Annotated in this window: 20 protein-coding genes; 9 read left to right on the forward strand and 11 right to left on the reverse strand. The window is 71.5% G+C overall.

Translation table 11 applies throughout. The annotated features are described in order from the left end of the window. The first annotated feature begins 152 nt into the window (after window positions 1–152). Window positions 153–1,217, forward strand: coding sequence for an IS110 family transposase (locus ABIA32_RS27610; protein WP_370101033.1), 1,065 nt, complete (start codon window positions 153–155; stop codon window positions 1,215–1,217). Between the two features lie 72 nt (window positions 1,218–1,289). Here the strand turns inward: ABIA32_RS27610 and ABIA32_RS27615 are convergent, their stop codons facing one another. Continuing rightward, entirely contained in the window at window positions 1,290–1,835 is a 546-nt protein-coding gene (locus tag ABIA32_RS27615; protein ID WP_370101036.1) for a hypothetical protein, read from the reverse strand. A 79-nt stretch (window positions 1,836–1,914) separates the two neighbouring features. Then, complete coding sequence (locus ABIA32_RS27620) at window positions 1,915–2,781, reverse strand: serine protease (RefSeq protein ID WP_370101039.1); 867 nt, start codon at window positions 2,779–2,781, stop codon at window positions 1,915–1,917. Window positions 2,782–2,937: 156 nt separating this feature from the next. Between ABIA32_RS27620 and ABIA32_RS27625 the strand changes: the two genes are divergently transcribed. Next, a complete protein-coding gene (locus ABIA32_RS27625) occupies window positions 2,938–3,741 on the forward strand; it encodes a sulfite exporter TauE/SafE family protein (RefSeq protein WP_370101041.1) in 804 nt (267 codons plus the stop codon). 21 nt (window positions 3,742–3,762) lie between these two features. Here the strand turns inward: ABIA32_RS27625 and ABIA32_RS27630 are convergent, their stop codons facing one another. After that, window positions 3,763–4,230: a winged helix-turn-helix transcriptional regulator gene (locus tag ABIA32_RS27630; RefSeq protein ID WP_370101044.1), complete on the reverse strand. Its 468-nt coding sequence runs from the start codon at window positions 4,228–4,230 to the stop codon at window positions 3,763–3,765. Window positions 4,231–4,349: 119 nt separating this feature from the next. Between ABIA32_RS27630 and ABIA32_RS27635 the strand changes: the two genes are divergently transcribed. Then, window positions 4,350–5,543 (forward strand): acetyl-CoA C-acyltransferase, encoded by a 1,194-nt coding sequence (locus ABIA32_RS27635; RefSeq protein ID WP_370101047.1) that lies wholly within the window; start codon window positions 4,350–4,352, stop codon window positions 5,541–5,543. A 100-nt stretch (window positions 5,544–5,643) separates the two neighbouring features. On the opposite strand, the gene ABIA32_RS27640 is transcribed toward ABIA32_RS27635, so the two are convergent. Beyond that, window positions 5,644–7,869 (reverse strand): germacradienol/geosmin synthase, encoded by a 2,226-nt coding sequence (locus tag ABIA32_RS27640; RefSeq protein ID WP_370101050.1) that lies wholly within the window; start codon window positions 7,867–7,869, stop codon window positions 5,644–5,646. A gap of 162 nt (window positions 7,870–8,031) precedes the next feature. Here ABIA32_RS27640 and ABIA32_RS27645 point away from each other — a divergent pair, with 162 nt between their 5' ends. Then, window positions 8,032–9,216 (forward strand): ROK family protein, encoded by a 1,185-nt coding sequence (locus ABIA32_RS27645; protein ID WP_370101053.1) that lies wholly within the window; start codon window positions 8,032–8,034, stop codon window positions 9,214–9,216. Between the two features lie 130 nt (window positions 9,217–9,346). Here ABIA32_RS27645 and gltX read toward each other — a convergent pair whose 3' ends face one another. From gltX to ABIA32_RS27660, 3 genes are all read right to left on the reverse strand, one after another. After that, on the reverse strand, window positions 9,347–10,705 hold the full coding sequence (gene gltX, locus ABIA32_RS27650; protein WP_370101284.1) for a glutamate--tRNA ligase: 1,359 nt from the start codon (window positions 10,703–10,705) through the stop codon (window positions 9,347–9,349). A 295-nt stretch (window positions 10,706–11,000) separates the two neighbouring features. Next, on the reverse strand, window positions 11,001–12,005 hold the full coding sequence (locus ABIA32_RS27655; RefSeq protein ID WP_370101055.1) for an alkaline phosphatase family protein: 1,005 nt from the start codon (window positions 12,003–12,005) through the stop codon (window positions 11,001–11,003). After that, entirely contained in the window at window positions 11,900–13,579 is a 1,680-nt protein-coding gene (locus tag ABIA32_RS27660; RefSeq protein ID WP_370101058.1) for a bifunctional YncE family protein/alkaline phosphatase family protein, read from the reverse strand. Before ABIA32_RS27660 ends, ABIA32_RS27655 begins: the two co-directional genes overlap by 106 nt. Before the next feature lie 196 nt (window positions 13,580–13,775). Between ABIA32_RS27660 and ABIA32_RS27665 the strand changes: the two genes are divergently transcribed. Beyond that, window positions 13,776–14,330, forward strand: coding sequence for a hypothetical protein (locus ABIA32_RS27665; RefSeq protein ID WP_370101061.1), 555 nt, complete (start codon window positions 13,776–13,778; stop codon window positions 14,328–14,330). 69 nt (window positions 14,331–14,399) lie between these two features. Further along, window positions 14,400–14,948 carry a hypothetical protein gene (locus tag ABIA32_RS27670; RefSeq protein ID WP_370101064.1) on the forward strand — a complete coding sequence of 183 codons (549 nt, stop codon included), beginning with the start codon at window positions 14,400–14,402 and terminating at the stop codon, window positions 14,946–14,948. A gap of 21 nt (window positions 14,949–14,969) precedes the next feature. Here ABIA32_RS27670 and ABIA32_RS27675 read toward each other — a convergent pair whose 3' ends face one another. After that, window positions 14,970–16,169: an alpha/beta hydrolase gene (locus tag ABIA32_RS27675; RefSeq protein WP_370101066.1), complete on the reverse strand. Its 1,200-nt coding sequence runs from the start codon at window positions 16,167–16,169 to the stop codon at window positions 14,970–14,972. A 463-nt stretch (window positions 16,170–16,632) separates the two neighbouring features. Here ABIA32_RS27675 and ABIA32_RS27680 point away from each other — a divergent pair, with 463 nt between their 5' ends. After that, entirely contained in the window at window positions 16,633–17,979 is a 1,347-nt protein-coding gene (locus ABIA32_RS27680) for an MFS transporter (RefSeq protein ID WP_370101069.1), read from the forward strand. An 88-nt stretch (window positions 17,980–18,067) separates the two neighbouring features. After that, on the forward strand, window positions 18,068–18,490 hold the full coding sequence (locus ABIA32_RS27685; RefSeq protein ID WP_370101071.1) for a nuclear transport factor 2 family protein: 423 nt from the start codon (window positions 18,068–18,070) through the stop codon (window positions 18,488–18,490). Between the two features lie 175 nt (window positions 18,491–18,665). On the opposite strand, the gene ABIA32_RS27690 is transcribed toward ABIA32_RS27685, so the two are convergent. Beyond that, entirely contained in the window at window positions 18,666–19,337 is a 672-nt protein-coding gene (locus ABIA32_RS27690; RefSeq protein WP_370101074.1) for an enoyl-CoA hydratase-related protein, read from the reverse strand. A gap of 64 nt (window positions 19,338–19,401) precedes the next feature. Here ABIA32_RS27690 and ABIA32_RS27695 point away from each other — a divergent pair, with 64 nt between their 5' ends. Then, window positions 19,402–20,376: a glutaminase gene (locus ABIA32_RS27695; RefSeq protein ID WP_370101077.1), complete on the forward strand. Its 975-nt coding sequence runs from the start codon at window positions 19,402–19,404 to the stop codon at window positions 20,374–20,376. 19 nt (window positions 20,377–20,395) lie between these two features. On the opposite strand, the gene ABIA32_RS27700 is transcribed toward ABIA32_RS27695, so the two are convergent. After that, window positions 20,396–20,872, reverse strand: coding sequence for a hypothetical protein (locus ABIA32_RS27700; RefSeq protein ID WP_370101080.1), 477 nt, complete (start codon window positions 20,870–20,872; stop codon window positions 20,396–20,398). Window positions 20,873–20,964: 92 nt separating this feature from the next. Further along, window positions 20,965–22,719, reverse strand: a complete 1,755-nt coding sequence (locus ABIA32_RS27705; RefSeq protein ID WP_370101082.1) for a pyruvate dehydrogenase — start codon at window positions 22,717–22,719, stop codon at window positions 20,965–20,967. Between the last annotated feature and the right edge of the window lie 110 nt (window positions 22,720–22,829).

The raw sequence follows: 22,829 nt of genomic DNA on the forward strand, positions 1-22,829 counted from the left end.
GACACCCTGGACGCTACGGCTGCAGACCGAGCGCCTGGACTCGATTCAACAAGTCAGGAGCCCGGCCAAAGGTCCCGTCACTGTCTTGTCCTGCTACCCGACCGGCGCGTGCCATCCCTCACGCGTCGCACGGAAGGACAGCAGCAACCAGCATGGCAGACGAGATAGCGGTGGTCGGCGGCGTGGACACACACACCGACTTCCACCAGGCCGCCGTGATCGACTCCATCGGCCGGCACCTGGCCACCGAGGCATTCCCCACCACAGCCGACGGCTACCAGAGGCTGCTGGACTGGCTGGTCTCGCACGGCGACCTGATGGCCGTCGGCGTCGAGGGAACCGGCGCCTACGGTTCCGAACTCGCCCGGTTCCTACGGGCAAACCAGGTCACCGTGGTCGAGGTCGACCGCCCCGACCGCAAGGCCCGCCGCGCCAACGGCAAGTCCGACCCCGTCGACGCCTACGCCGCCGCGACCGCCGTCCTGTCCGGCCGCGCAGCTGGCACACCCAAAACCCGCGACGGCATCGTCGAAGCCATCCGCTCCCTGCGCGTGGTCCGCCGATCCGCCATCAAGTCCCGCACCCAGACCATCAACCAGATCCGCACCCTCATCGTCACCGCACCCGGCGAAGTCCGCGAGAAGCTGCGCGGCCTGCCTACCGCCGAGCTGATCAGGACCCTGGCCCGCTCCCGGCCCTCCGGCGAAGCCGCCGACCCGACCCAAGCAGTCAAAACCGCCCTGCGGCGCCTCGCCCGCCGCTACCAGTACCTCACCGAAGAGATCACGGACGCCGACGCCGAGCTCAAGCCCCTCGTCGCCCAGGCCGCCCCGGAGCTCGTCGCGCTGCCGGGCGTCGGTACCGAGACCGCAGCCCAGTTCCTCATCACCGCCGGCGACAACCCCGAGCGCCTCAAGTCCGAAGCCTCCTTCGCCCACCTGTGCGCGGCGGCCCCGATCCCCGCCAGCTCGGGCCGCACCAACCGTCACCGCCTCAACCGCGGCGGCGACCGCCAAGCCAACAACGCGCTGCACACGATCGCCCTGGTCCGCATGCGCTACGACGACCGGACCAAGGACTACGTCGCCCGACGAGTCTCCCAGGGCATGTCCAAGAAGGACATCCTCCGCTGCCTCAAACGCTTCATCGCCCGCGAGGTCTACAAGCACCTCACCCGCCCATCAACCACACCGAAACCGCTCCTCCAGACCGCTTGACGATCTATAGGAGCTTCGGTCTACTCGACCCAGGGCCTGCCCGCCTTCGGGTAGGCCCTGGCTAGGCCTGGGCTAGGCGTCCAGCTCCGCCTGGAGCGTGGCGAGGTGAGCCGTGGCGGCGTCGTCGTGGGGGAGGAACTCGACGATGCCGAGGAAGCGGAAGAGCACCTGGGAGTCCGTCACCGCGTACTCGTAGTCGGCGAAGCCGACCACCGCGCCGGTCGTGCCACGGACGGTGCCCCGGTCCAGGACCTTGCGGCGCGCCTGCGGGCGCGCGAGGTAGGGGCAGACCATCGACGCGTAGAGCATGCAGGCGCGGTGGCCGGGGCCCTCCCAGGTTGGCGCCATGTTGCGGTAGGGGCGGGAGGCCGCCAGTGCCTCCCCGATCGCCTCGGCCTCCGCTGCCCCGACGACCCGCCACACGGGTCCGGCGGGCATCACGTCCGCGCAGACCGAGCAGCGCCGATTCTTGGCGCAGTCCGCACTCTTCTCGTAGTCGGTGAGCGCGAAGCGCGGCTCGCCGTCCTCGAAGGGCGTGATCGCGGGCACCGGGTAGCCACGGGTGTCCTGGGGACGGGCGGCTATCTGCGGGGGCTTCGGCACGGCATCGAATCGCACCCTAGAACTATGCAGGCCCGCGTGCCCTGCTGACCAGCCTGGCCGGCCTCGCCGGCCTCGCCGGCCTGGCCGGACCGGTTCAGCCGGCGAGTGCCTCCGCGTAGAGGCTCGCGGCGGCTGAGCCGAAGACGATGCTGTAGGAGGTGTCGGCGCTGTCGCCGCCCTGCTGGTAGCCGCCGATCACGCCGATGATGCTGCCGGAGTCGGCGCCCGGGTCGTAGCTCGCGACCCAGGCCGTGCCGCTGGTGCCGTCGGTGAAGGCCGTGCAGTCGACGACGAGCTGGGTGCCGGAGTAGGCGGAGGCCACACCGGTGCAGGTGATCGGCTCGTCGGTCTGCCCGGGATAGCCGGTGAGCTGGACCGTCGCGGCGGTGGTGCCCGCCGTCGACAGGGTGTAGCCGCCGCCGACGGCGGACTCCAGGCTCCGGCCGCCCTGCGGGGCGACGAGCGCGAAGGCGACGTCGTTGTCCTGGTCGCCGTCGGCGGTCCAGGAGGAGTCCTCGAGCACCTGGGTGATCTGCCAGACACCGTTCGGCGCGGTCCCGTCGCGGTAGCCGGGCACGAAGACCGCGCCGCTGCCGCTGCCGGAGGAGAGGCAGTGCGCGGCGGTGACGATCACGTCCCCGGCGGGGCTGTCGACGACGCTGGCGGTGCAGTGGTGGTTGCCGGAGCTGACGGTGTCGGAGGAGAAGATCGCGCCGACCTTCGCCGTCTGCTGCGCGGCGGCGAGCACCTGCGACTGGCCGGTGGTCGTGACGGGGAGGCTGCCGGTCCCGGCCGCCACAGCGGCGGTGGTGACCGTAGCGGCTGATGCCGACGCCGACGCCGACGCCGACGCCGACGCGCTCGGGTTCCCGGTGAAGCTCAGGCTGACGCCGGCCAGCAGCAGTGCGCTCGCCAGCAGCGCGCCGCCGCGCCGCCCTGCTCCGCTGCGTGCCGCGACCATCCGGAAGGTCCCTTCTCCTGTTTCAGGTACTGAGATTTCCCCGCCCTGCTGAGACCTCCGTGGGAGCCGGATGGGAGCTTGATGAGAAGCTCGCCCCAGGGGAAGGACCGGTACCGCCTCCGGGCGGACAGGATCGCTGAACAAGGGGACGGAACGATGAGCGGAGTGGCGATGACGGCCGCTGCCGGGCTGGCCGGTGCTTCCGGCTGGACCCAGCTGTGGGTCTCGCTGGCCGGCGTGGGGGCCGGCATGATCAATGCGGTGGTCGGGTCGGGGACCCTGATCACCTTTCCGGTGCTGCTGGCCGCCGGACTGCCGCCGGTCACGGCGAACGTGTCGAACACGCTGGGCCTGGTGCCGGGCGCGGTCAGCGGCGCCATCGGCTACCGGCGCGAGCTCGCGGGCCTCGGCCCGCTGCTGCTCCGGGTCGGGACGGCCGGGCTCGCGGGCGGGCTGACCGGCGCGGTGCTGTTGCTGGCGCTGCCGGCGAAGGCCTTCGAGGCGGCCGTCCCGGTGCTGATCGCGGGCGCGCTGGCGCTGGTGCTGCTGCAGCCGGTGCTGGCCAAGCGCCTCGCAGCCCGCGCGGCGGACCGGCCGCGGCCCGCGCACGGCGGCTGGGCGCTGTTGATCGGCGTCTACCTGTGCGGGATCTACGGCGGCTACTTCGGCGCTGCGCAGGGCGTGCTGCTGCTCGGGCTGATGGGCGTGCTGCTGGAGCTGCCGCTCCAGCGGATCAACGGCGTCAAGAACGTGCTGGCCCTGCTGGTCAACGGGATCGCGGCGGTGTTTTTCGTCATCGACGGCCCGATCGACTGGCGGGCGGCGCTGTTGGTCGCGGCCGGCTCGGTGATCGGTGGGCAGCTGGGCGCGCTGGTCGGGCGCAGACTGCCGCCGCAGGCGCTGCGCGGTGTGATCGTCGCCGTCGGCCTGATCGCGATCGGACGCGTGGTGCTGGGCTGAGCGGGCGGGCCGGGCGGGGTGTCAGTCCTCGACCGGCCCGGCGAGGGACCAGCCAGGGACCTGGTAGCGCGCGGTCACCTCGCCCCGGCGCAGCCGTTCGCCGCAGGCGCGGCAGCAGACCACCGGGTCCACGTCCGCGCCGCAGTTGTGCTCCCAGACGAGCGGCGGGGTTTCCGCGAGGTGGCGGTCGCCCCACTCCTTCAGCATCATCAGGACCGGCTGGAGGTCACGTCCGGCCGGTGTCGGTCGGTACTCGTAGCGGGGCGGGCGCTCCTGGTAGAGGACCTTCTCCAGGAGCCCGGCCTCGACCAGCCGGCGCAGCCGCGCGGTCAGGATGTCGCGCGGGGCGCCGACGTTGCGGGCGATGGCGTCGAAGCGCTGCACGCCGAAGAGGGCCTCGCGGAGCACCAGCAGGGCGTACTTCTCGCCCACCACACCGAGGGTGTCGGCGATGGAGCAGGGGCGGGGCTCGAGCTTGCGCGAGGTCATGGGGGAAGCCTACGCGCCGTGGGGTTTGATTTTCCAACTCTCAGATCTATAGTGAGTTCAGATTTCCTACTCACTAGTAGGAATCGCCGGCATTGGCTTGTCTCAGGGAGGAGATCGCCATGAGGGACGCAGTGATCGTCGAGGCCGTCCGCACGCCCATCGGGAAGGGGAAGCCCGGTGGAGCGCTGTCCGGGGTACACCCCGTCGAACTGCTCGCGCACACGCTGCGCATGCTGGTCCAGCGCAGCGGGGTGGATCCGGCGCTGGTGGACGACGTGATCGGCGGCACCGTCGACCAGGTCGGCGAGCAGGCCATGAACACCACCCGGTACGCGTTGCTCTCGGCCGGTTTCCCCGAGTCCGTGCCGGCCACGACGGTCGACCGCCAGTGCGGCTCCTCCCAGCAGGCGGTGCACTTCGCCGCGCAGGGGGTCATCGCGGGCGCCTACGACCTCGTCATCGCCTGCGGCGTCGAGTCGATGAGCCGCGTGCCGATGTGGAGCAACGTCCCGCCGGGCGTCGACCCCTTCGGGCCGGGCGTCGCCGCCCGCTACCCGGAGGGCCTGGTCCCGCAGGGCATCAGTGCGGAGCTGATCGCGGCGAAGTGGAAGCTCGACCGCGAGGCGATGGACGCCTTCGCGGCCGACTCCCACCGGAAGGCCGCCCGCGCATGGGAGTCCGGCCTATTCGACGCCGAGGTCGCCCCGGTCACCACCCCGGACGGCGCGCTTGTGACGCGGGACGAGAGCGTCCGCCCGAGCACGACGGCGGAGATCCTCGCCGGCCTGCGCCCGGCCTTCGCCGACGAGGGCTTCGGTCGCCGATTCCCCGAGATCGACTGGTCGGTGACGGCGGGCAACAGCAGCCCGACGAACGACGGCGCTTCCGCGGTGCTCATCACCAGCAGTGAGACGGCGGCGAAGCTGGGCCTGCGACCGCTGGCCCGCCTGCACAGCTTCGCGGTCACCGGCTCCGACCCGCTGCTGATGCTGACCGGCGTCATTCCGGCGACGGAGCGGGTGCTGCGTCGGGCCGGGCTCGCCCTGGACGACATCGACCTCTTCGAGGTGAACGAGGCCTTCGCGAGCGTGGTGCTGGCCTGGCTGGCGGAGACCGGAGCGGACCCGGCGAAGCTCAACGTGCACGGCGGAGCGATCGCCCTGGGCCACCCGCTCGGCGCGAGCGGCACGCGGCTGATGACGACGCTCGTGCACGCGATGCGGGAACGCGGCGCGCGCTTTGCGCTGCAGACGATGTGCGAGGCGGGCGGTCTGGCCAACGCGACGATCCTGGAACGCATCGACCACGACTGACCGTGGTTGAGCTGGGCTGCTTGCCAACTGACAAGATCGCCAGATGTTTCACGTGAAACACTTGGCGATCTTGTTGGTTGGGTCCTGCCCGTCAGACCCGTCAGACCTGGACGTGCGCCGAGGATGCGCCGAGCCCGACCGGCCCGAGCGGGATCGCGCGGCTCAGCGCGCTCAACTGCCCACCCCCGAAACGGGCCAGGAGCTCCTCCTCCGGGTAGCGGCGGGTGTCCGCGTGCCAGCGGACGATGCCCGCGATCCAGTTCTCCAGATCCCGCAGATACCCGGCCACGCCGTTCCGCTCCTCGCCGTCCAACTGCAAGTCGTCGCAGACGACCGGGAGTTCCTGCGCCACCAGGTGCTGGAACTCGCGCAGTCGCGATTCCATCAGGTCGGTCGTGATGCGGACCGCAGCCGGGTAGTCGCAGTCGAAGAAGTTCTGCACCACGAGGACGGCGTTGTGCACCTCGCCCTCGAACTCGATCTCCTTCTGGTACGAGTACAGGTCGTTGAGCAGGCAGCAGTAGTCGCTCGCCGCGTTCTCGATCGCGCGGACCGTGCCGCTCTCGAAGAACGCGGGCGGCACCTCGCCGTGGCGGGCGAAGCGACTGAGCGCCATCGTCAGCGGGGAGCCGAAGGTCTCCCTGCGCATCTCGACGTAGTCGACCGGGTCAGGAATCCGGTGCAGGAGTTGGTTGTCGAGCTCCCAGAGCCAGCTCGCCAGCATCCGGTCCACCGCCTCCCGCACGCCGAGCCGCTCCGTCGGCGTCATCCGGCTGGTGGTGCGCCGCCACAGGTCGGCCAGGCCGCGTTCCACCGGAGTGGTCGGCTGCCCCGGAGTGTCGGAGCCCGCGTCGACCGGCATCAGTGCGCGCAGGCGCTCGTTGGCGAGTTTGGCGGCGAGGGGGTTGCCCGAACGTCCGAAGACGAGCGGGTAGTAGTCGTCGGCGTAGGTGCCCCAGGCCAGCCACTCGGAGGCGAGTTCGACGCCGCCCTCGGCGCCGTCGGGGAAGATGCCCGCGGCGCAGAGCGGGAAGTCGGCAGACGCCAGCTGTTGCTCGGTCCAGACGCCCTCGCTGTAGAAGCCCATCTCGCCGCACCACGTGACGGTCCGCGCGCGGGCCGCGTCGAGGTAGGGGCTGAGCCGCAGCGGGAACGGCGATGCCACCGCCGGCACCTGCGAGGGCCCCACCTTCTGGTGCGGCACGTGCGTGAAGTTCCGGATCCGCTTCAGGCCGAGGCGGTTGGTGAGGCTCTTGATGTCGGCCGCCGAGAGCCCCAGCCCGCGGGGGCCGGGCAGCCAGGGGCCCGGACCGCCGTCGAGGGCGCCCTCGTTCATGTAGCGGGAGGAGCGAAGGTGCCACTCGTGCCCGCCCGACTGCCAGTCCTGCAGGCCCTTCGCGTAGGAGAGCACGGCCGCGCACTCGGCCGGGTCCAGACCCTGCTCGACGAAGAGCGCGGGCAGTTCGGTGAGCGTGGTGTGCTCGAACTGCTGCAGCCGAGAGGTGAGCAGGTCGTTGACGGCGTCGGCGGCGTCCTGGGTCGCGCAGCCGAGGAAGGTCTCCAGCACCAGCACGCCGTTGCTGAGCTCGCCCTCGTCCTCGACCTCGCGCTGATAGGAGAAGAGGTCGTTACGCAGGTGCACGGCGTCGGAGAAGGCGTCGCGCAGCACCCGCAGCGGACGGCTGGCGGCCACCCTGTCCGGCACCTCGGCCCGCGCGGCGAACTCCACCAGCCCGGCGGACCAGGGCGCGCCGCCGACCTTGCGCCGCATCTCGATGTACTCGACGGGGTTGGCGATCCGCCCGGCGTGGATGTTGGACAACTCCCAGAGCGACTCGTTCAGCAGGTTCCTGGTGCTCTCCGCGAAGCGCGTCCGCCAGCCGGGCGAGAGCTGCGGCACGGTCCGCCGCCACAGATCGGCGAGCCCGGCCTCGACGGGGTTGACCGGCTCGGGCATGGGCGCGGCGGGGTCGAGCGGCATGAAGGCGGGGAGTCGGTCGAGGTAGGCCTTGGCGCCTGCACGGTCCTGGGTGCGCTTGAACAGTTCCAGGAAGTGGTCGTCGAAGAAGAAGACCCAGACGTACCAGTCGGTGACGGTGTCCAGGTCCTCGGCCGAGGCGTCGGGGTGGGTGTACGAGCAGAGCAGCGCGTAGTCGTGCGCGTCCAGGTCCCGCTCGTCCCAGACCCCGGAGCCTTCCAGCATGCCCATCGAGCGTGCCCACTCCTTGGTGTGGGCGCGGGCCCGCTCCAGGTGCGGACTGATGCGGGCGGGGTACGGCACGTAGAACTCGGGCAGGACGAAGGGCTGTTGCGTGGCAGCGGTCACGCGCTGGGACTACCCCTGCGCTGATCGGGCTATCCCGGGACGGAAGTAGTCATATCGTCATCCTGTGCGTTGCCGCACGGGGCTGGGCACTCGCCACCAAAGTTAAGTAGTTTTACTTTGCTGGTGGCCGGTCGTGGCGGGCGAGGAACGGAAACGGGGCGCATGGACGAGCAACCCTGGAGCAGGCAGCGCCTGCGCAGCAACAACGAGTGGCTGTTGCTGGAACGGCTGCGCGCCGCCGGCCCCGCGTCGCGCGCGCAGCTGGCGCGGGACAGTGGGCTCTCCAAGCCGACCGTCTCCTCCGCGCTCGCCGCGCTGGAGCAGGCGGGCCTGGTCCGTGAGGCCGGGCTGCTCGCGCCCGAGCGCGGCCGGGTCGCCGTGCTGTACGAGCCGGATCCGACGGCGGGCTACGTCCTGGGCGTCGACATCGGCCGGGCCCGGCTCCGGACCGCCGTCGCCGACCTGTCCGGGCGGGTCGTCGCCCGCGTCGACGTGCCGAACCGGGGACGCAGCGCGACGTCCGTCGCGGACGCGGCGATCGCGGCCGCGGAAGAGACCGTCGCGGAGGCGGGCATCGGCCGAGCCGACGTGGTTCAGGGGGTCGTCGGCGCGCCCGGCGTCTTCGACCCGGACACCGGCCGCGTCCGCTACGCCGTCAACCTGCCGGGCTGGGGCCGCCCGGGCCTCTTCGAGCGGATGCACGAGCGGTTGGACATCGCGCTCTCCCTCCACAACGACGCCAACCTCGCGGCGCTGGGTGAATACGCCTTCGGCGCGGGCACGGGCAGCCGTCTCTTCGTCTATGTGCTGATCGGCACCGGCCTGGGCATGGGCGTCGTCGCCGACGGCAAGCTCTTCGCCGGCGCGCACGGCGCGGCGGGCGAGATCGGCTTCCTCCCGCTCCTTGACGCGTCCGCGCTGGAGGGGGACGGCACGGCGCCGCGCCGCGGCATGCTGGAGGACGCGGTCTCCGCGGACGCGGTCGTCCGCGCGGCGCGCGACTTCGGCATGCGCGGTCCGCTGACCGCGAAGCGGGTCTTCGACGAGGCCCGCCGAGGCGAGGAGGCGGCGGTGGCGGCGGTCCGCCAGGAGGGCCAGCGGCTGGCCCTTGTGGTGGCCTCGGTGTCAGCGGTCCTGGACCCGGACCTGGTGGTCCTGGGCGGCGGCGTCGGGCACAGTGCGGATCTGCTGCTGGCGACGGTGACCGAGACGCTGCACCGGCTGACGCCGTTGCGGCCGCGGGTGGCGGCGAGTGCGCTGGGCGAGGACGCGGTGCTGCTGGGTGCGATCGCGACGGCGCTCCGCGGCGCGAGACCTGCGGTGTTCGAACGACGAGCTGTCATGTAGCAGCGGGGGGAGGTTGCACTATCGGGGGCGCGGGGAACTGCGCGAGAACCACCCTGTGCGGATGGCCCTGCGCGTTCGGCGACTCACGACTTGAGTGGCTTGTCGCGCAGTTCCTCGCGCCCCTGTGGTGTTACAGCTTGGCGATCGCGGCATCCAGGCGGGCCAGGACCTTGTCGCGGCCCAGCACCTCGAGGGACTCGAACAGCGGGAGGCCCACCGTGCGGCCGGTGATCGCCACGCGGACCGGCGCCTGTGCCTTGCCCAGCTTCAGGCCGTGCTGCTCGCCGACCGCAAGCAGCGTCTCCTTCAGCGGCTCCGCCGCCCACTCCGCCGTCTCGAACGCCGTCCGCGCGTCGCGGAGGATGTCCGCCGCGCCCGGCTTCATCGCCTTGGACCAGGAGGCCTCGTCCTCCACCGGCTGGTCGAGGAAGAGGAAGTCCACGTTCGCCGTGATCTCCGACAGCACCGCGAGCCGCGTCTGGGCCAGCGGCGCGACCGTGTCGAACAGCGCCTGGTCGAACCGCTCCGGGGACCAGTTCGCGTACGGGGCCGTCAGGTACGGCGCGCAGGCCGCGACGAACTGCTCCGGGCTCAGGGCGCGGATGTACTCGCCGTTGAAGGCCGTCAGCTTCTTGATGTCGAAGAAGGCCGGCGAGGTGTTGACGTCCTCGATACGGAAGCGGCGCTCCAGCTCCTCGAAGGGCAGGATCTCCTCGTCGTCGCCGGGGGCCCAGCCCAGCAGCATGAGGTAGTTGACCATGGCGTCCGGCAGGAAGCCCTCGGTCAGGTAGTCCTCCAGGGCGACCTTGTCACGGCGCTTGGAGAGCTTCTGCCGCTTCTCGTTGACGATCACCGACAGGTGCGCCCAGACCGGGGGGGTCGCGCCCAGCGCCTCCCACAGCAGCTGCTGCTTCGGGGTGTTGGACAGGTGCTCCTCGCCGCGGATGACCTCGGTGATCTTCTCGTCCAGGTCGTCCACGACGTTCGCCAGCAGGAAGACCGGGGAGCCGTCGCCGCGCGCGATGACGAAGTCCTCGATCGCCTTGTTGGGGAAGGCCGTGTCGCCGCGGACCACGTCCTTGACGACCGTCTCGCCCTCGTCCGGCGTGCGGAAGCGCAGGGCGCGGCCCTCGGCGTACGCCAGGCCACGCTCGCGGCAGAAGCCGTCGTAGCCGAGCTGCTCCGAGCCCGTGCGAGCGGCCAGCTGCTCGCGGGTGCAGTCGCAGTAGTACGCCCGGCCGGCGTCCCGCAGCTGCGCGGCCGCCTCGCGGTGGCGGTCAGCCTGCTGCGACTGGAAGTACGGACCCTCGAACGCCGGGTCGTCCTTGCTGATCCCGATCGCCGCGAGCGCGTTGATGATGCCGTCGATCCACTCGGGCTTGTTGCGCGCCGCGTCGGTGTCCTCGATGCGCAACACGAAGACGCCGCCGGACTGTCGCGCCACGGCCCAGTTGTACAGAGCGGAGCGGGCGCCGCCGACGTGGAACATGCCGGTGGGCGAAGGGGCGAAGCGGACACGGACCGGGGTAGCTGCAGACATGCGCCCAGCCTATCGGCCCGCCGAGCCGTCAGCCTTCGCCTTCTGCGTCCGGCAGGCCGCGCCGCAGGTGCTCGACGTGGCCGATTCGCTGTTGCCCAGCTGTGACACGCGGGGATCGACGGTGATTCATGATCGCCATAGGGTTCGGGCACGGAGCTCGCAGCCGAACACCGCGCGGGAGCTCATGGGAGCCCCGACACAGGCGGGCCGCTGTGGCGGCGCAGCGGGCTCAGCGGCCCGAACCTTAGCCGTCGGTGCCCGCCGGTCCGCTGCTGCCCGGCGCAACCGCCGTGCCGCCCGGGGCGGTGGGCATCGGGACGTTCAGGCCCTTGATGCTGGCCCAGATCTCCCAGTCCGCCACGCCCTCGTCCAACTGGTCCTCGCGGCCGAGGCTCTCTCCCGCCGCGCGGGAGGCGAGCGGGCCGGTGGCCGCGTTGACCTGGCCGAGGATCGCGTCCGAGGGCTTGACCGCCGTGTAGGGGGCGAGGTTCGGGCGGTCGGAGAAGGACGCGGACATCGGCGTGGCCAGCGCGTCGAACTGGGTCATCGGCTGGAGGCCGGTGATCAGCTCCATGGTGCGCAGCATCGAGACCGTGGAGTAGAAGGTCGAGTCGAGCTTGCCGGTCTGCGTGTAGGGGCTGATCACCTGGGCGATGGTGCGGTGCGCGTCGACGTGGTCCGGGCCGGCCTGGGCGTCGTCCTCGACGACGAAGATCGCCGTGGAGGCCCAGTCCTTGGAGTGCGAGACCGTGTCGACCAGGCGGCCGAGCGCGTAGTCGTTGTCGGCGACGTAGGCCCGCGGGCTCGGCATGCCGGGTGCGGTGGTCGCGGTGTGGTCGTTGGGCAGGCGCAGGAAGGTCATCGCGGGCAGGGTGCCCGCCGCTTCGTAGGCGTTGAACTCGTGCTGCCACTCGTCGATGCGCGGCGTGCAGCTCATCCGGGCCGGGAAGGTGCCGCTGGAGTCGGGGCACTTCAGGTCCCAGCCGTAGAAGTTCGGGTCGCTGTTGGCGACCAGGCGCGGGTCGGCCGCGCCGAAGCTGGAGGCGTTGAAGACGTTGTCCGACTCGTAGAAGCCGTAGTTGCGGAAGGAGACGTTGCGGTCGGCCAGCCGGTCCCAGATGTACGAGTCCAGCGGGTCCCTGTTCATCGCGGCCGCGAGGTTGCCGCCCTCGTAGTCGTACGGGTGGCTGCGGCCGGAGTAGTTGCCGACCCAGGTCTGCTCGACGTAGGGGTTGGCGTTCGCGCCCACCGACCAGTTCCAGCCTGCGCGCTGACCTCGGCGTTGGCGTAGAAGTTGTCGAGGGTGACGAACTTCGACTGCAGCGCCCGCGCGTTGGGTGCGGACTCGTCGCCGAAGAGGTTGAGCGCCGCGGCGCCGTCGCCCTTGCCCAGGCTGCCGAACTCCTGGTCGAAGGTGCGGTTCTCCTTGACGACGTAGATCACGTGCTTGATCGGTGAGCTCTCGCCGACGCGCGTCGGGATCGGGTTGTCGGCGGACCGGGCCGTGCTGCGGACCTTGTCGCGCTCGTCGAAGCCGTCGTTGGCGACGACCGTCCGCGACCAGTGGGCGAGCTGGTCCGCATCGGGGGTGGCCACGGTGGAGAGGCTGCCGATGATCATCGTGCCGACGTACTGGTCCAGCCAGCCGGGGGTGCCGTGCAGGGCGGCGTCGGTGTAGGGGTCGGGGCCGTTCGGGTTCGGGCCCGCGCCCAGGCCCTTGGCGTTGACGACGTAGAGCCGGCGGCCGTCGGGCGAGGGGGTGACCGACGTCGGGTACCAGGCGGTCGGGATCATGCCCAGGGTGCGCCCGCTGGCCGTGCTGAGCACCACGACGTCGTTGTTGCCCGAGTTGGCGACGTAGAGCCGGCGGCCGTCGGGGGAGAGCGAGACCCCGTCCGGGTTCGAGCCGATGGGCGCGCCCCGGTAGGGCGCCAGGTCGAAGCTGTGCGAGGGCGCGGCCGCGCCCGCCCGGACGACGCTGATCGAGTCGCTCTCGCTGTTCGCGACGTAGAGCGTGCCGCTGCGCGGGTCGACGGTGAGGCGGTTGGGGTGGGTGCCGACCGTCACGGTGCGAGCGACGACGGGCGCCGCGCCGGTGAGGTCGAGGACGGTGACGGTGTTCGCGCCCTGGTTGCTGACGTACGCGGTGCGGCCGTCGGGGGAGAGCGCGACGCCGTAGGGGTTGTGTCCGACGGCGACGGTCGCCGTGACGGCGCCGGTGGTCAGGTCCACGACCGAGGCGGCGTCAGCGAGTTGGTCGGCGACGACGAGCCGTCCGCCGTCCGGGGTGACGGCGAGGCCGGCCGGGTACATCGTCACCTTCTGGCCCGCCGGATTGGTGGTCGGCAGGACGATCGGCGCGCCCTCGGTCACGGTGTCCGCCGCGTCGACGGCGTAGACGTGGACGGTCCCGTGACCGCCCGCGCTCGCGTACGCGTGCCGCCCGTCGGGGCTGAACGCCACGCCCCCGTAGACGCCGTCCGGCGTCTGGTAGTCGAACTGCTGCACCACCTTGCCGGTGGCGGTGGCGACGACCTGCAGCGACTCCTTGGGCGCGTCCCCGGCGTTCAGCACCAGCAGCAGGCGCCCGTCCGGGCTGAGCGCGGACGCGGTGGGCAGGGAGCCCAGCGCGGTCTGCGCGCCGACCGGGGAGACCCGCCACCCGGCGGGCGTCACGGCGGTGCCGTCGCCCTGCGGTCCGGCCTGGCGGTGACCCGCTGTTCCGTAGGCGGTGCCTGCGCCGACAGCGAGGGCGGTGACGATGGCTGCGGCGATCCTGGTGCGTCGGGTGAGGGTGGGCATACGCGTGCGCAGGGGCTTCATGGGCTGCCGTCCCGTCTCTGATCGGTTGACCGGTTCGTGCCGTGAGGTTGGTGCCATGAGCGAGCGAAGACCTGTGGGGACGCTATGCGGGGCGGATGGCAGGCCCGGGGCAAGGGATTTGACATAGTGCCAACAACGGGTGAGCGGTACGTGGCGCGACACGGAACCGAGGGGCGGCTCGCGGCGTCGAAGGGCCATGACGATCCAGCGGTGGCGGCGTGGGTGCGGGGGTGGGCGTGGTCGTGGGCTCGCGTTGGCGGGAGCGGCGGGCGCGCTGGCGGCGCTGGTCGTGGTGGGGATGCCGACGAGCGCGGCGGCGTCGTGCGCTGCGGCGAGCCCGAGCCCCTCGCCCTTCCGGTTCGTGGGCATGGTGATGGCGATCGAGGACGGTGGCCGGGTGGCCCTCGTCTCGCACCAGGGCGTCAGCGGGCTGGTCGAGGTGGACGGCTCACCGGCGGCGCGCACGCAGTCGCACACGAGCGTGGATCGGACCTATGTCCTTTACGCCACCTACGAGTTCGATCCCTACAACGCCACCGCCCCCTACCACGACGACATCTGCACCGCGACCCGCATGATCGGGCCGCCGAAGGCGACCGGCGGCATGCCGATGCCGACGGCGACGTCGCAGTCCGGTCCGCCGTGGGGGTGGATCGGCGGTGGGATCGGGGTCGGCGCGGTGGTGCTGGTCGGCGGGACGGCCTTCACGCTCCGACGACGGCAGCACCAGCGGCAGGCCGGGCCGGCGTAGGGGGAACCGGGTCGGCGCCGACCACGTCCAAGCGACGCGGGGGAACGTGCGGGTGTCCCGGGAGGTCCGATGAGGCGGCAGCGGCGTGGAGTCGTGTGGCTGGTCGGGGCTGTCGCGCTCGCCGGGGCGATCGGCGGCTGCGGTCACGGGGGTGCGCAGCCGCCGATCGGCACCTCTGCCGGTCCGTCCGGCTCCCCGCAGTCCTCCGCGGGCACGCCAGGTCCGAGGCAGACGCAGCCGCCTGCCCGGTCGTCGACGTCGACGCCGACTTCGCTGCCCACACTCATCCCGACGCCCCCGGGCGCGTCGACCCACTGCCTGACCGGCGGCGCCCGCCTCGTCGTGCCGACCGGGGACAACCCGCTTCGCACGACCTGCGTACGCGTTGGCGCCACCGTCCGGGTGAGTCTGACCGCCCGGACCGGAAGTGCGTGGGGTCAAGTGGCCAGTTCCGCGCCGGGCGTGGTGCAGATCGAGGGCGTCCACCCGCTGCCGCCGGGCTCCGAGCTGCTGGTCGCCCGTGCGGTCGCGCCGGGCACGGCGGTGCTGCGGGCGGTGGAGACCGCTGCGGACGGGACGCAGTCGCCCTGGGAGCTGACCGTCACCGTCGTCCCGTAAGTCGTCGCGTGATCCGGCGCGCTACGGCGAGGGCGTCGGCCCGGTCAGTTGGTCGCTGATCCACTCGATCGGGCCGTTTCCCATCGCCGGGACGTACGTGTACGCGTTGTGCCGCCCGCCCGTGATCACGTTGACGGTCGTGTGGATCGGACCCTTGTTGCCGAAGGCCGTGATGAAGTTCTTGATCGCGGAGATCTCCGTGTTGCCCTCGCGGGTCCCGTACTGGAACGCGAGGTAGACGTCCGGGCCCTTCTGGGCGATGAGCTGCTTGGCCAGCAGCAGCGGGTTGTTCTCCTGCTGCTCCTTCTCGTGGCCCTTCCAGAACGGCGAGTCGGGCACGATGTCCGGACCGGAGGCGATCACGGCCTTGAACCGGTCCGGGTACTTGAGCACGGCCTTGAGCCCGGCGAAGCCGCCGCTGGAGGAGCCCATGAAGCCCCAGCCGTCGCGCGTCTTGATCGTCCGGAAGTTCTGCCGCATCAGATCCGGCACGTCGTCCGTCAGCCAGGTGCCCATCTTCGGCTGGCCGGGGATGTCGCTGCCGTCCCAGTAGTGGGCGTGGTCGTCGGGGCCGGGGTTGAGCACCGGCATGGCGAGCAGGAAGGGCTTGCTCTTGCCCTGCTGGTACCAGTTGCTGATGCTCTGCTGCAGCTTGAGCCCAGGGTCCTTCCAGTAGTTGTCGTTGTAGCCGGGACCGCCGGGCAGCGCGATCAGCACGGGGAAGCCGCTCTTCGCGAACTTCGGGTCGCTGTACGCCTTGGGGGCCCAGACCCAGACCTTGCCGGTGTAGCCGGACTTCGGCCCGGTCAGGGTGACCACGGCCACGTGGGTGCCGTCGTCGAGGGTGTGCTCGATCTTCCACGGGGCGATCGGGCCGGTCGGCAGCTGGGTCTTCGAGTCGGCCAGGACCGGCTTGCCGTCGCCGCCGTTCTTTCCGCCCGCGCCGCCGCCACCTGCGGGGGGCGTGTCGAAGGTGATCGGCTCGCCGCGCTGGCTGAACGGCGGGATCTCGTAGTGCTGCATCACCGGGATGCCGACCCCGACCAGGACGCCCACGCACGCCAGCGCCGAGGTCCACAGGACTGCCCGACGCCGCCACCACCGTCCGCGCTGCCGCACCGGACGGCTGCCGCCCGCTGCGGTTTCCACGTGCAGTTGTTCCGTCGGCTCGGGCTGCTTCTGCTGCTCGTCCTGCTCCGGCGGGGTGGACTGGTGGGTCATCGGGCTGCTCCGGCTGGTTCGGCCCCGGCGGCGGGCCGGACGGGTGCGTGCTGGCTCAGTGATCGGAGTGATCAGTGTGATCACAGTGATCGGATTCGCGCCTGTTACGACGACTCAGACAGCTACGCCACAGTAATCGGTTCCAAGATGTTCTATTTTTCCGTTCGGATATGCGATGCCCCCTTTGTCCAAGGTGCGTACGCCCTGGTCAGAGTGGGCCCCGAGCCGTCGCTCCGTCAGATCGCAACCCCGTCCGGGAGCTGGCGGACCGGTTCCGCGTCCGGATGAGTGGCCTACGTCGTTCGAGTGACTTCGGTCACGTCGGCCTACCCCTCCAGGGTCGGGTTGCGGCCGAGGTTGCTCGGCGTAAATATCTTGACATCGAGAGAGATGCTGGACAGGCTGCTCTGGATATCTTGATGTCGAGATACGGGCGGCGAGCCGTCGGGGGCGGGGAGTGGACATGCGGGCGGCGGGCGAGGCCGGGCTCTGGGGGCAGTTGCGGAATCCGCCCGGCGGACGCGATGCGCGGACGATGCTGCTGGCGCAGTTCGTGGACCGGACGGGGACTGGCGTCTGGGCCGCGACGGCGGTGCTCTACTTCACCTTCGTGGCCCGGCTGGACGCGGGGCGGATCGGGCTGCTGCTGGGCGCGGCCGGTGTCGCCGGGATCGCCGGCTCGCCGCTGGCCGGCTGGCTCGCGGGCCGCTACCCGGCGCGGACGCTGCTGATCGGGAGTCACCTGTTGCGCCTGGCCGTGCTCGGCCTGATGCTCGCGAGCCAGGCGGTCGCCGTGCTGCTGCCGGTCGTCGCCGTCACCGCGCTCGGCGAGCGCGGCGCGAAGATGCTGGAGATGCTCTTCGCCACCCGCGTCGCGGGCGAGCGGCGGTCCGGCTACCAGGCGCTCTCGCGGACGGCGGCCAACGCCGGCTACGCCCTCGGCGCGGGGATCGCCGCGCTCGGGCTGGCGGTGGGAACGACGTCCGCCTACCAGGCGCTGGTGCTGGCCAACGGCGTCTCGTTCCTGGTCGCCGCGGCGCTGGTCTGGCGGACGAAGGAGCCTGGGGTCGGCCCGGCGGTGCAGGTGCCTGCGCAAGCGGCGCAGGGCTCCGCGGACCGGGCCGCCACGCGCCCCGCCGGTCCCTGGCGGGACCGCGGCTACCTGCTCTTCGTGCTGCTCGACATCCCGATGTGCCTGGACGACTCCGTGCTCAACGTCGGCCTGCCGCTCTGGCTGGTCGGTCACACCACGGCGTCGCACGCGATGGTCCCGGCCTTTCTCGCCGTCAACACCGTGCTGGTCGTGGTCCTCCAACTGCGCGTCTCCGCCGCTGCGGAGGGTCCGCGCCGGGCGGTGCGGGCGGTGCTCTGGTACGGCGTCGCGCTGCTGCTGACCTGTGCGATCCTGGCCGCGTCCGGCGGCGGCGGGGCGGTCCTGGCCTCGGTGGCGCTGCTGGCGGCAGCCGTGCTGGTGACGGTCGCGGAACTGCTGCGCTCGGTCAGCTCCTGGGAGCTGTCCGTCTCGCTCGCCCCGGAACACGCCCGCGCCGCGTATCTCGGCGTGGCGGGGATGTCGCAGTCCGTCCAGAAGTCGGCGGGTCCGCCGCTGCTCACCGGCGTGGTGATGGCGGCCGGGCCGCTCGGCTGGCTGGCCATGGGCGCGGGGGTGGCGTCGCTCTCGATCCTGCAGAACCGCGCGTGCGCGCGGCGGTTGGCGGCGATGCCGTCCGCTGCTGTCGTGCGGTCCGTGCCTGAGCTTGCGCACACGCCGTCGCTCGACGCGGCGAGCGGCCATGCCGGTTCGGCATAAGTCCAGGGAAAACAGGTCTTTCCCTCCGGGGCAGGGGGCCGCCTACGGTCGATCCAGACCACCCGAAAGCCCTGATGGAGGAGCGGACATGAGCCTCACCCAGCAGACCGTCACCGAGGCGAGCAAGGCCGTCATCCGCGAGTACCTCGCGGCCATCTCGCTCGGCCCTGCGGGCAGGATCGAACCCTTCTTCGCCGAGGACGCGACCTGGACCCTCCACGGCGAGCTGCCCATCTCGGGAGTCTGGCGCGGTCGCCGGGCCATCCTCGAGGAGTTCATGCCGACCGCCTTCGCGCGGGTGGACGTCGCCTCGCTCAAGCTGGAGGTCGTCGACATGATCGCCGAGGGCGAGCGGGTCGTCCTGGAGTGGACCTCCCAGGCCGACGTCCAGGGCGGCCTCCGCTACGACCAGCACTGCCTCGGTGTCTTCACCGTGCGCGACGGCCGGATCGTCTCCGTCCGCGAGTACTTCGACACCGAGCACGCGCGCCACACCCTCTTCGCCGCGTGAACGGCCGGGCCCGGCCGCAGCGGTGGGCCTGTCCAGGGGGCACCGCGTGGCCGGAGGCGGGAGCCTGGCGATGCCAACGGCCTCCGGCCGGGACGTACCGCCTGCGCCGGGCGCCGCGGGCTGATCCGCAGAGATCCTCCCCCAGCTTCCGGCCAGTGGTGTCCCTGGACGGGCCTTAGCCCAGCGGGACGTCCTTCTCGTGGAGCGCTTCGAGCGCCGTCGCGTACATCCGCTCCTTGATCGTCCCGATCGTCGGGCCCGCCTTCGCCGCGTGCGGGCGGGCCAGCTCGATCGCCGCCTGGCGCAGCCCGGCCTCGTCCGCCGTCGCGTCGACCACTCCGGCGGCGAGCGCGTCGACGCCGCCGTAGCGGCGCGCGGTGACCATCGCCGCGTGCGCGGTCTGCGGTGCGAGCCGGGACTGGATCAGCGCCGACATGCCCGTGGTGAAGGGGATGTTGATCTCCGCCTCCGGCAGGCACCAGAAGCCCCGGTCGGCGCGCATCACCCGGAAGTCGTGGGCCAACGAGAGCATCGCCCCGGCGGCGAAGGTGTGGCCCTGCAGCGCCGCGACCGTCACGACCGGCAGCGTCAGCACCCGGGCCAGCAGGGACTGGACGCTCTCGACGTAGGCGGTGGCCTGGTCGCCGTGGGCGAAGAGCCAGTCGAGGTCGAGGCCGTTGGAGAAGAACTTGCCGGTGGCGGCCGTGACCAGGGCCTTCGGGCCCTCTGCCGCCTCGACCTCGTCCAGCAGGACGTTGACGGCGGCGAGCCAGTCGGGGTGGAAGCGGTTCTCGGTGTCGCCGATGTCGAGAACGAAGACCTCGGCGTCGCGGGTGAGTGTGGGCATGGGCTGCTACTCCTTTGCTACCGGATGGTAACTATGCCGCATGTCATAGCCACAGGGAAGGGGCATGCCTCCGCTGCCCCCCGCGCGGGTGCGGTCCGGTCTCCGCGAGAATGACCGCGTGGACCTGGACTACCAGCAGCTTCTCGACGCCTCCCTGGCCGCCGCCCGCCGCACCGCGGGGGTGGGCAGGGTCGCCGACTACATCCCCGCGCTCGCCCGCGAGGACCCGGACGCGTTCGGGATGGCGCTGGCCACCGTCGAGGGGGAGGTCTTCGGCGTCGGCGACTGGCAGCGGCCGTTCTCGATCCAGAGCATCTCCAAACTGCTGACGCTGACCCTGGTGCTGGCTGCGGGCGGCTACGAGGTCTGGCAGCGGGTCGGCCGCGAGCCCTCGGGCAACCCGTTCAACTCGCTGGTGCAGCTGGAGACCGAACACGGCATCCCGCGCAACCCGTTCATCAACGCGGGCGCCATCGTGATGACCGACCACCTGCACAGCCTCACCGACGGTCACGCGGCCGACGCGGTCCGCGCGTTCCTGCGGGCGGAGGCGGGCAACCCGTCGCTGCGGACCGACCCCGAGGTCGCCGCGTCGGAGGCCGAGCACGGCCACCGCAACGCCGCGCTGGCCCACTTCATCGCCAGCCACGGCAATCTCGTCAACCCGGTGGAGACGGTCCTCGCCGAGTACTACGCCCACTGTGCGATCGAGGCCTCCTGCGCGGACCTCGCCCGGGTCGGCCTCGTCCTGGCTCGCCACGGCCTGCGCGCCGACGGCTCCCGCCTGCTCTCGCGCAGCGAGGCGAAGCGCATCAACGCCATCCTGCTGACCTGCGGGACCTACGACGCGGCCGGCGAGTTCGCCTACCGCGTCGGACTTCCCGGCAAGAGCGGCGTCGGCGGCGGCATCCTCGCCGTCCTCCCCGGCCGCGCGGCCATCTGCGCCTGGAGCCCCGGCCTCGACCCGGCGGGCAACTCCGTCGCCGCGGTCGCGGCGCTGGACGCCTTCACGACGCTGTCCGGCCTGTCGGTCTTCTGACGGCTCCTCGGCCGCCGCGTCAACGGTCGCCGGTGGTGCCGTCCGGCAACGAGTCGGCGAGGTAGGCGGCGAGATCGGGACGCTCGGGCGCGAAGACGTGGCGGACCCACGCGTTGCGCTCGTGCACGATCGGAGGCAGCTCGTAGACGCAGCCGACCAGCGGCAGGTCCAACTTCATGAAGTGGGTCGGATCCAGATCCGGACATCCGAGCGCCGGCTGCCCCGCACTCGCGCAGCCCAACCAGAGTGCGTTGCCCCAGTACCAGCTGTAGACGTTCAGATAGGCCGCGCCGTCCCCTCCCCGGTGGAGGACGGCGAAGCCACCCGGCGGGGTGTCGTCGGGCGGTGCCAGCAGGCTGGGCAGGATGGCGTGGGCGGCCCGTTCGATCTCCGGCTCGATCGGCTCCGGATAGGGCGTGACGTGGTACCGCTTGATGAAGCGGCCGCCGAGCTCGATCGGCTCGAGGGCCGTCAGTCGCTTCTCTGCGAAGGTCATGGCCGCACCGTAGAACGGGTCCACTGACGTCTTGTGTCAGTGGACCTGACGCCGTCCGAGGCTGAACCTGGCAGCGCCGCCTTCGAGGGCCGCTACGGCCTCGGGATGTTGCGCAGGTTGCTGCGGGCCAGGTCGATCATCTTGCCGACGCCGCCGTTCAACACCGTGCGTCCGGCCGCGAGGGCGAAGCCCTTCAGCTGGGCGGCGGTGATCGTCGGCGGCAGGGAGAGCGCGTTGGCGTCCGTGACGACGTCGACGAGGGCCGGGCCGGGGGCCGCCAGGGCCTCCGTCAGCGCGGCGCGCAGCTGCGTCGGATCGGTGACCCGGATGCACCGGATGCCGCAGGCGTTGGCGATCGCCGCGTAATTGATGTCGCCGTTGTCGATCTCGTACTCCGGGTAGCCGCTGACCATCATCTCCAGCTTGATCATGCCGAGCGCGCCGTTGTTGAAGACCACTGTCTTCACCGGCATCCGTGACCCGTACTTCGCCACCGTCAGCAGCTCGCCCATCAGCATGCCGAGCCCGCCGTCCCCAGCCATCGCCACCACCTGCCGTCCGGGCAGCGCCAGTTGCGCGCCCATCGCGTGCGGAAGCGCGTTGGCCATCGAGCCGTGCAGGAAGGAGCCGATCACGCGGCGGCGTCCGTTGGGGGTGAGGTAGCGGGCGGCCCAGACGTTGTTCATCCCGGTGTCGACGGTGAAGACCGCGTCGTCCGCCGCCACCTCGTCCAGGATCGAGGCGACGTACTCGGGGTGGATGGGGGTGTGGTGCTCGATGTTCTTCGTGTACGCGCCGACGACCTGGTCCAGCGCGGCGCAGTGCTTGCGCAGCATGTCGTCCAGGAAAGCCCGGTCCTGACGCGGCTTCAGCAGCGGCTGCACCGCGCGCAGCGTCGCCCCCACGTCACCGTGGACGGCCAGGTCGAGGGGGGTCCGCCGGCCCAGCCGGGTGGCGTCGTGGTCGACCTGGATCGTGTTGCGGCCCGGCAGGAAGCTGTCGTAGGGGAAGTCGGTCCCCAGTAGCAGGACCAGGTCCGCCTCGTGCAGCGCCTCGTGGCAGGCGCCGTAGCCGAGCAGCCCGCTCATGCCCACGTCGTAGGGGTTGTCGAACTGGATCCACTCCTTGCCGCGCAGCGAGTGCCCGACCGGGGCCTGGACCGTCGCCGCCAGCCGCATCACGTCCTCGTGCGCGCCGCGCACCCCCGCGCCCGCGAAGATCGCTGTCCGCGTCGAGCCGTTGATCGCCTCGGCCAGCGCCTCCACCTGCCGCTGCGGCGGGACGGGGGTCGCCCACTCGCGCAGGAACGCGCTCTCACCGGTCGGGTGGGCGACCGGCAGCGCTGCCACGTCCCCGGGGAAGGAGACGACGGAGACCCCGCCGCCGCCGAGCGCGTGCTGGATCGCGGTGCGCAGCACGCGCGGCAGCTGTGCCGGGGTGCTGATCATCTCGCAGTAGCCGGAGCAGTCGACGAAGACCCGCTCGGGGTGGGTTTCTTGAAAGAAGCCCGTGCCGATCTGCGCCGAGGGGATGTGCGAGGCCAGGCCCAGCACCGGCAGCCCGGAGCGGTGCGCGTCGTAGAGGCCCTGGATCAGGTGCGTGTTCCCCGGGCCGCAGGAGCCCGCGCAGACGGCGAGCCGCCCGGTCATCTCCGCCTCGGCGGCGGCCGCGAACGCCCCGGCCTCCTCGTTGCGGACGTGGATCCACTCAATAGCGCCGTTGCTGCGCCGGATCGCGTCCACGACGGGGTTGAGGCTGTCGCCGACCACCCCGTAGATCCGCATGACGCCGGCCTGGCGCAGCACGGTGATCATCTGCTCCGCGACGCTTCGATCTGCTGCCGCCATCGGCCCGCTCTCCTTCGGTTCGGTTCTGTTCCCCGTCGACCCTCTGGAAGATCCTCTCCCGGCGCCGCCCCGCCCGCATCGATTCCTGCGCGCTGAGGACACCCGTGCCG

Source organism: Streptacidiphilus sp. MAP12-20 (assembly GCF_041262525.1).
Classification (GTDB): Bacteria; Actinomycetota; Actinomycetes; order Streptomycetales; family Streptomycetaceae; genus Streptacidiphilus.